Here is a 7,102-nt window from a genome sequence, read left to right as displayed (position 1 = left end):
CTTATTTTCGGTCTGATAGTCCATGCTTATTCATGCTATCAAAGTGAAAATATATCTTTTCTATGCTTACTCAAGCGTGTGATTAACCCTAGCGTGCTTAATCACTCTATCTAACACGATAATAACGCCATTAGAATTACTTGTCAAGAAGTTTTTGTTGACTTTTAGATATATATTAAGTATGATATGCTTATAAATACCAATAAAAGCAATGAAAGGAGCGGTTATACTAAGTCATGGAGCATTACGAAAAGAAAATCAGTTTCTTAGGAGAGAACATACAGACCATAAGAAAACACAGAGGAATGAAACAACAAGAACTTGCGGACAAAATCGGTATCAATATGCAGAGCCTTTCCAAGATTGAACGAGGTGTGAATTATCCTACCTTTGATACATTAGAAAAGATAATGGACGTGCTGGGTGTAACGCCCAATGAATTATTATCGGGAGAATGGAAGTATGTTAATCAAGCCGAAAAGGAAGTCTGTCAGTTTTTAAGAATTGAAGAAAGACTAAATGCAGAACTGAAACATGGGCATTATGACAATTTCTTTGACAGCGAGGAAGAATGGCTGGAATATGAGTTAGAGAAGTTACGGGAATATATTACCGACTACATCAACGGGAAAAGCATTGTAGCGTCCGACCTTTACCCAATCAAAGAATTTATCCAGCATTTGAAATTTCAAAAACTGTTAGACCGCTATGATGATTTATACAGCATGGATATGTTCGGGGAAAGCATAGAGGGGCATAAATATAGGACACCATATCAAGTCGTAAAAATGATAAACCCCAATTCAAAAGAAGATATGGAATTATTACGGGAAGTATTGAAAAATAACCATTTTGATGATGAGGACGAATAGCTTTTTTCCTCTTTGTAGAAGATACAGCAAACAAAAAGCCCAGTAAAGAGTGCAAAGCACCACCAATGGTGGCAAGGCTCTTGACAGGGCTTTTTCTTTTCTGTTTCTGGCAGACAAGAGGAAACAAGGTGTAGTGTCATGAGTTTATCGACAATCAGACAAAGGCGACGCAAGTATCACAGTATGAGCTTATGCTCCATAAGGATAGTAACTGGAAAATTGTAACATAATTATTGACGGCGTATAATCTCATGGAAAAAAATACGCCGTCATAAAATAATAAGAAAACAGTATAAAAACATTGACTTTTAGAGATTGAGTATTATAATAAAAATGACAAGTATACTTGGTATTTTTGGAAAGGGGTAATATAAATGGATAAAGAAAAAATACTGTCACAAAACAAAAAAGATAACTTATATCTTGATGAGTATGAAAAACACATTAAACTTAAAGGGAAATCTTTTGGGCTAATGTTTGTGTTGCTTGTCTGCATTTTAATCTTTGTTATTAAGGTTATTTGTAAAGAACCTTACAATGACATAATGACAATTATTTGGTCGGTAGCATTTGGATATATGAGTTATGAAGCATATCTTTCAAGAAGTAAACCTAAATTTGTTACTGCCCTATTCTTTGTCCTATTTATGTTGTATTACTTTTATAAATTTTTGACAGCAGGTTTGTAATATGAACGAACATTTAATTTTAAAAAATAGATTAAAAGAGGTGCGAAAAGAAAAAAAATTATCGCAAACGGAATTAGCAGAAATGGTTGGAGTTTCCCGTAACACAATAAGTTCTATTGAAACAGGACAGTTCAATCCAACAGCAAAATTAGCATTAGTGCTTTGTATAGCTTTAGATAAAAAATTTGAGGAATTATTTTATTTTGATTAAGGAGTGTATGATTATGGAAATAGAAGAAGTGGTTGTTGAAATAGTTATGGGATTGTTTTTATTATTTTTATCTTATCAAGTGGGTATAAAAGAAAATATTACTTTCTTACATAGTTATCATTATACACATCTCAACCCAAAAGATAAAAAAGCGTTTACAAAAAGAATAGGAATAGGTTCTCTGCTGGTTAGCATTGGCGTTATTGCTATGCCGATTATCAATTTAATCTCTCATTCTGAATTAGGCTACTACATAGGGCTTACTTTGATTGTTGTAGGAGTGTTTTATATCATATTCATCATTGTAAAATACAACGGAAAACTTATTAGCTTTAAAAAGTAGAATTGAGGTATGAATATAATAGGAATAAAAAAACGAGATATAAAAAGGCGTTAAAGTTTGAAATCAAATGAAGTAATCAACGGAATAAACAAAGAAAATATAGGGAGAGGCACAGTTATTTGTGCTATCTCCCTTAGTCGTTTTATCATCATATCAAGGCTCATTCAATCGTGGTAAATTCGTGGTAAAATGAATGGTTTTCTATACTTCAAAATACTTGAAAGTATAGTGTTTATGCGGATAATCGAAAATTAGATATAAAATTTTTAATAAATCATCTCATTATTTCATATCTGATATCATCTAAGTATATCATAAAAAGAGAGAATAATGTGATATTTTAAATTTGTTTCACACTATTCTCTCTTTTTTTAATTTTCCTCAATATGATTTTGGATTCTTCCCATTTATCTAAGACACAAGTTCCTGCATCAGCTCATGTACACTCATCATCTGATTGATCCGTCCGACATTACTTCCGCAGAACACAAGTCCATTTTCCACGTCACCTTTGACCGCATCAATCAACGCCTTCGTGATACAGTACGGAACTTTTCCCGGATTACATTTTGCTAAGCAATTATAACATTTCTTAATAGGCTCTTTTTCTTTCTCGACACGCTCGATCAATGCATTGCGAAGAGCACGCCCCGGCATTCCAACCGGACTTTGGATAATCTGGACATCCTCTTCTTTTGCATTGATATAGGTCTGCTTATACGCCTCTGACGCATCACATTCTTCTGTTGCCACGAACCTGCTCGCAATCTGGACTCCGTCTGCTCCAAGTTCCAATGCGTGATCAATATCTGCTCTGTCGAAGATTCCCCCAGCAACGATCACCGGAATTTTCTTCCCATAGCGCTTTTCATACTCTTCCTTACAGGCAATGATCTGACGGATTTCCTCATCATAATCCATTGTGTCAATCTCATTTAACTGCTCTCTTGAAAAACCGAGATGCCCTCCGGCTTTCGGTCCCTCAACAACAAGGAAATCTGCTGTTCTGTCATACTTATGCGCCCACATTTTCAAGATCAGCTGCGCAGCTCTTTTAGAAGAAACGATTGGCGCGATCTTCGTTCTGCAAGTCTCGCTGACCAGCTCCGGCAGGTTCATCGGAAGCCCTGCGCCACTGATGATCACATCTGCACCTGCTGCCACGGCCTCTTTCACATGCTCCGCATAATGCTTCAGTGCAACCATAATATTTACACCGACAAGACCATTTCCCTGCGCGAGTTCCTTTGCTCGCTTGATGTGCTTGTGGATTGCTCTGTTGTTACATGCAGCCTGATCCTTCTCAAACCCTTCTTCATCATAACCAATCTGCGCTGTCGAAATAATTCCAACTCCGCCTTCTTTCGCCACTGCACCTGCAAGGGAACTTCTGCTGACACCTACGCCCATACCGCCCTGGATAATCGGGAGCTTCGCAGTCAGATCACCTATTTTTAATTGTTTGTTTATACTCATTTTCAATTCTCCTGTATTTTATTTTGAATTTCAAACTATTTTAAGTATAAACTATTTTATTGAAATGTCAAGGAATATTGATTTTACGGATTAATCCGCAGATTAAAAACCCCCGTTTTGATAGGCTCTTGCGATAACATATGATGGTTCATAAAATGCACTAGTGACTCCCAGGCGGATTCCCGATTCCATTTGCTCCGGTTCTAACAGGCAATGATCCATTCGTTGACTTTGCTTCTCAATTTTTCAATTCTTGGGTAACGGTATGCCTCTCTTCTTTGACTTGCTTTGCAGTTTTGCGCTTTTCGGGTAACGATACGCTAAGAACTAACTGTAAAAACAGAAAGCAAGTCAACAAATGCAACCAAAACAGTTCTCTTGGAATTGTAAAATCATAAAAATAGAATCTCCCCTCATATCTGCCGGAACCAATTAGATTCCATTAGGTATGAGGGGAGATTCTATTTTTTAATCAAGTGCCAATGTTTTGGGTTTTATTGTTACAAATTGGCAATTCTTGATTCATGCGAAAAACTTAATTCAAATAATGGATCAATCTACAACAATCAGGCGTCCTTCAACTTCACGGCAAAGATGCGGTGTAACCATCATATATTCTTCTACAATATCTCGACTTGATGTGGCCAGTACACGAGGAAGTGCATTTTTTTTCGTTTCTTCCAGTGAAATATCCATAAAATCAGAGATATTCATAAAGTGATATTTTGAAAGAGCAATAGAATATAACTGATGCTCTTCAATAGGCTGGTCATTGAGACTAAGTTTCCGGAAAACCTGTTCTTTACGCGACCATATAATCTGCATACCGTGGGAGAACTGATAGAACTCCGTATGTTCTCCAAGAAAGGCTTCTTCGCGCAGGATAAAACGTAGCATATGTTCTAACTGTGCTCCGGTTACTTTCAGCATATAGACAGCTTCATCATATGGCAGGCATTCTACCAGGCTGTGATAATGTACGACAGGTCCCAATTCATAACTTCTGACTTCACCGGAACCGAGAAGCATCAGATCAATTCCAAGGCTGTCTTTCAGAATATCTGCGATCAGGTTACCAAGAGCTGTTTCCTGATTGCGGAGTGGATGCGTCAGACATTTGGTGAATCTTGTTACAATACGATCATACTTCTTGTCAGTTTCCCGCTTATACTGTGTTATAAATTGTTCCATAGCTTCGTCTTTTAGCGCAGTATCGTTGTTGATCGGAATCAACTGCCAGGTAAATGTATCGATTGCATTAAGATCAGTATCTACCATAATATCAAAGCGTCCGATCTGATCTGTGCCTGTACCGGCTTGCACGATATAGATATTATTAACAAGTGCAGGTTCTTCCAGAAACGTGTGTGAATGCCCACCGATGATTACATCCACACCCCAGGCTGGATCCAGTAAAGCTGCAAGCTTTTTATCTTCCTCGAATCCGATGTGTGTCAGAAGTACTGTGAAATCAATATCAATGGCATTGTAAGCATTGCATATATTGCCTACTTCCTGTGCTGCTTCGCTGATATCCACAAAGGAACCAATCAGTTCTTCTGCTTTTGTCTGTGCAAGTACATCCTCTGTTATTATTCCAATAAAAAGTATCTTCATGCCATCTATTTCAGCAATATAGTGAGGCTGAAACAGTCGCTTATGATTAGAGCGGATATGGAAGTTGGCATTGATAATCGGGAAGTTTGCACATTTCTCCAGAAACAGCAAATGCGCCAGACCATAATCAACCTCGTGGTTACCAATCGTTGCCACATCAGGCCCAAGTAGATTCATAATACCGATGGTTGATACGCCCTTGTACTCGGAATCGATAACAGAACCACGGAACATATCACCGGCAATAGCATAAAGCACATTCTTTTCCTGATTACGCACCATGTTCACATATCCTGAGAGAAGAGATACACCACCTACCAGCTTTTCATCAATCTGTTCTGCCAGAAAATCTCCGTGCATGTCGTTTGAATGAAGAATTATTAATTCCTTCAAGTTTTTCATAAATACCACCTCACTTAAAACAGTTCGTTCTTCGTGATGGTAAATTCTTGTAAAGTGTGTCCCCACGCACCCTACAAATAATATTGTAGTATTTTATTGTATTTTAACATGCTTATGTGACAAAGGCAATGGATGGTGTAGCGGGTTACAAATTTGTTGACTTTTCTCAGGTAACAGTTCCCCTATCTTCATTGACCTACATAGAATTATTGCCAATCTAGTCATCAAACATCACCAACTATCTTCCAAATACTCCCCCAGCTGTCGATACCTCCGACTCCTCTGACTGCTCCGTATACGCATAAAACTGTTCTTCTTGCTGGTGGTAATTCCTCATGATGCAAAGCATTTTCAATTTCAGATGCTGTATAAGGAAGGCATGAAAAAGCAAATTCCCGGTCTGAATTCCTGCATTGTCGCACATATAATACCACGGTATCTGATCCGGATAGTGACAGGTGCGTACCGAATTAATATTATTTCTGAGCATACATGCGATATCTGCTCGCATATCTTCTAATCCAATGCATCTTCCTGTTTTTGGATTCCACTCATGACGGTTTACTCCTGTAATAACCAGGCGTTTTCCATTTAAATAAATAATCTTATCAATAATCTCAATTCTTCCGAAACCAATATCGTAAGGAATTACTTCTACTAAACTTCCATCTTCTGCTTTAAGTTCTACATACGCATGATATAAATAAGGATCATGATTATCCCACAGTCTAACAGTTTCTAAATCAATACAGATTGTACCCTCTAAGTGGTCATTTTCTTTCTTTAACTGCACGGATTTTTCTGCTAACAGATTTTGCGGCACATATCGTCTGAAAACCGTCGAAAAGTTACCAACACACCGTCCTCGGGGAAGATTAGATTTCCAACTTATTTATATTGCCTCAGGAAAAGGAGAATTTTATTTTCATGGTAAGAAAGAAATTGTAAATGCCGGAAATATGGTGATCTACCGCCCCAAAGAAGAGCAACGCTACTACTATTATGGTGTAGACCAAACTGAAGTTTACTGGGTTCATTTTACTGGGAATAATATAACGAATATTTTGAGACAGCATGGTATTTCTGATGATATGCATATAATTTATACCGGTACTTCTCTTGAATATAAACGAATTTTTACATCTATTATAAATGAATTACGTTTTTGCAAAAGTGAGTACGAAGAACTTTGTGTTTATTATTTAATGGAACTCTTAATTCTGACGCACCGGCTTTCCAGTGAAAAGCCACGAAATACTTCTTTTAATATATCGGAAATTTCTCGAGCGATCGGATATGAAAACCCACTATATTTTAGCCGTATTTTCAAGAAACAAAGCGGGCTTTCCCCGTCTGAATATAGAAAAAAATATCAAATAATAATGTGAAACTAAATCGCTTTCTAAAAAAAGAACCCAGAATTGTTATTCAAAACAATGGTATGCTCCCCGTCAAGAGGACAATAAAAAATAATAAATTTTTGTATCGTCAG

Annotated in this window: 7 protein-coding genes and 3 pseudogenes; 6 read left to right on the top strand and 4 right to left on the bottom strand. The window is 37.1% G+C overall.

Annotated features, from left to right (window positions below; translation table 11 throughout):
• Positions 1-236 precede the first annotated feature (236 nt).
• The 5 genes and pseudogenes from LI162_RS14880 (at position 237) to LI162_RS14865 (ending at position 2,115) form a co-directional block, all read left to right on the top strand.
• Positions 237-872, top strand: a complete 636-nt coding sequence (locus tag LI162_RS14880) for a helix-turn-helix domain-containing protein (RefSeq protein WP_003127055.1) — start codon at positions 237-239, stop codon at positions 870-872.
• 140 nt (positions 873-1,012) lie between these two features.
• Positions 1,013-1,102: pseudogene (locus tag LI162_RS15975) on the top strand (conjugal transfer protein); the annotation flags it as partial.
• 144 nt (positions 1,103-1,246) lie between these two features.
• Positions 1,247-1,561, top strand: coding sequence for a DUF6442 family protein (locus tag LI162_RS14875; RefSeq protein WP_003127054.1), 315 nt, complete (start codon positions 1,247-1,249; stop codon positions 1,559-1,561).
• Between the two features lies 1 nt (position 1,562).
• Positions 1,563-1,772, top strand: a complete 210-nt coding sequence (locus tag LI162_RS14870; RefSeq protein WP_003127053.1) for a helix-turn-helix transcriptional regulator — start codon at positions 1,563-1,565, stop codon at positions 1,770-1,772.
• A 13-nt stretch (positions 1,773-1,785) separates the two neighbouring features.
• Positions 1,786-2,115, top strand: a complete 330-nt coding sequence (locus LI162_RS14865) for a hypothetical protein (protein WP_003127052.1) — start codon at positions 1,786-1,788, stop codon at positions 2,113-2,115.
• A gap of 411 nt (positions 2,116-2,526) precedes the next feature.
• Here LI162_RS14865 and LI162_RS14860 read toward each other — a convergent pair whose 3' ends face one another.
• The 4 genes and pseudogenes from LI162_RS14860 to LI162_RS14845 form a co-directional block, all read right to left on the bottom strand.
• Positions 2,527-3,591 carry an NAD(P)H-dependent flavin oxidoreductase gene (locus LI162_RS14860; RefSeq protein WP_227156854.1) on the bottom strand — a complete coding sequence of 355 codons (1,065 nt, stop codon included), beginning with the start codon at positions 3,589-3,591 and terminating at the stop codon, positions 2,527-2,529.
• Positions 3,592-4,143: 552 nt separating this feature from the next.
• A complete protein-coding gene (locus LI162_RS14855) occupies positions 4,144-5,610 on the bottom strand; it encodes a bifunctional metallophosphatase/5'-nucleotidase (protein WP_055158548.1) in 1,467 nt (488 codons plus the stop codon).
• Between the two features lie 224 nt (positions 5,611-5,834).
• Positions 5,835-6,014 (bottom strand): annotated as a pseudogene (locus tag LI162_RS15970) (hypothetical protein); the annotation flags it as partial.
• Positions 6,014-6,427, bottom strand: a pseudogene (locus LI162_RS14845) (glycoside hydrolase family 2 TIM barrel-domain containing protein); the annotation flags it as partial. The pseudogenes LI162_RS14845 and LI162_RS15970, both read right to left, overlap by 1 nt.
• On the opposite strand from LI162_RS14845, the gene LI162_RS14840 reads away from it, so the two are divergent.
• Positions 6,357-6,998, top strand: coding sequence for an AraC family ligand binding domain-containing protein (locus LI162_RS14840; RefSeq protein WP_170962637.1), 642 nt, complete (start codon positions 6,357-6,359; stop codon positions 6,996-6,998). The pseudogene LI162_RS14845 and the gene LI162_RS14840 sit on opposite strands and share 71 nt — an antisense overlap.
• The last annotated feature ends 104 nt before the right edge of the window (positions 6,999-7,102 follow it).

It is taken from the genome of Mediterraneibacter sp. 210702-DFI.3.120, from assembly GCF_020561005.1.
Lineage (GTDB): Bacteria > Bacillota > Clostridia > Lachnospirales > Lachnospiraceae > Mediterraneibacter > Mediterraneibacter faecis.
The sequence above is the reverse complement of the archived record's forward strand: the minus strand, read 5'-3'. Positions and strand labels throughout refer to the sequence as shown.

Bases quoted from the DNA above. Each gene is read 5' to 3' on its own strand.
- LI162_RS14880 (WP_003127055.1), top strand. From the start codon at position 237: ATGGAGCATTACGAAAAGAAAATCAGTTTCTTAGGAGAGAACATACAG.
- LI162_RS14870 (WP_003127053.1), top strand. From the start codon at position 1,563: ATGAACGAACATTTAATTTTAAAAAATAGATTAAAAGAGGTGCGAAAA.
- LI162_RS14855 (WP_055158548.1), bottom strand. From the start codon at position 5,610: ATGAAAAACTTGAAGGAATTAATAATTCTTCATTCAAACGACATGCAC.
- LI162_RS14865 (WP_003127052.1), top strand. From the start codon at position 1,786: ATGGAAATAGAAGAAGTGGTTGTTGAAATAGTTATGGGATTGTTTTTA.
- LI162_RS14875 (WP_003127054.1), top strand. From the start codon at position 1,247: ATGGATAAAGAAAAAATACTGTCACAAAACAAAAAAGATAACTTATAT.
- LI162_RS14860 (WP_227156854.1), bottom strand. From the start codon at position 3,591: ATGAGTATAAACAAACAATTAAAAATAGGTGATCTGACTGCGAAGCTC.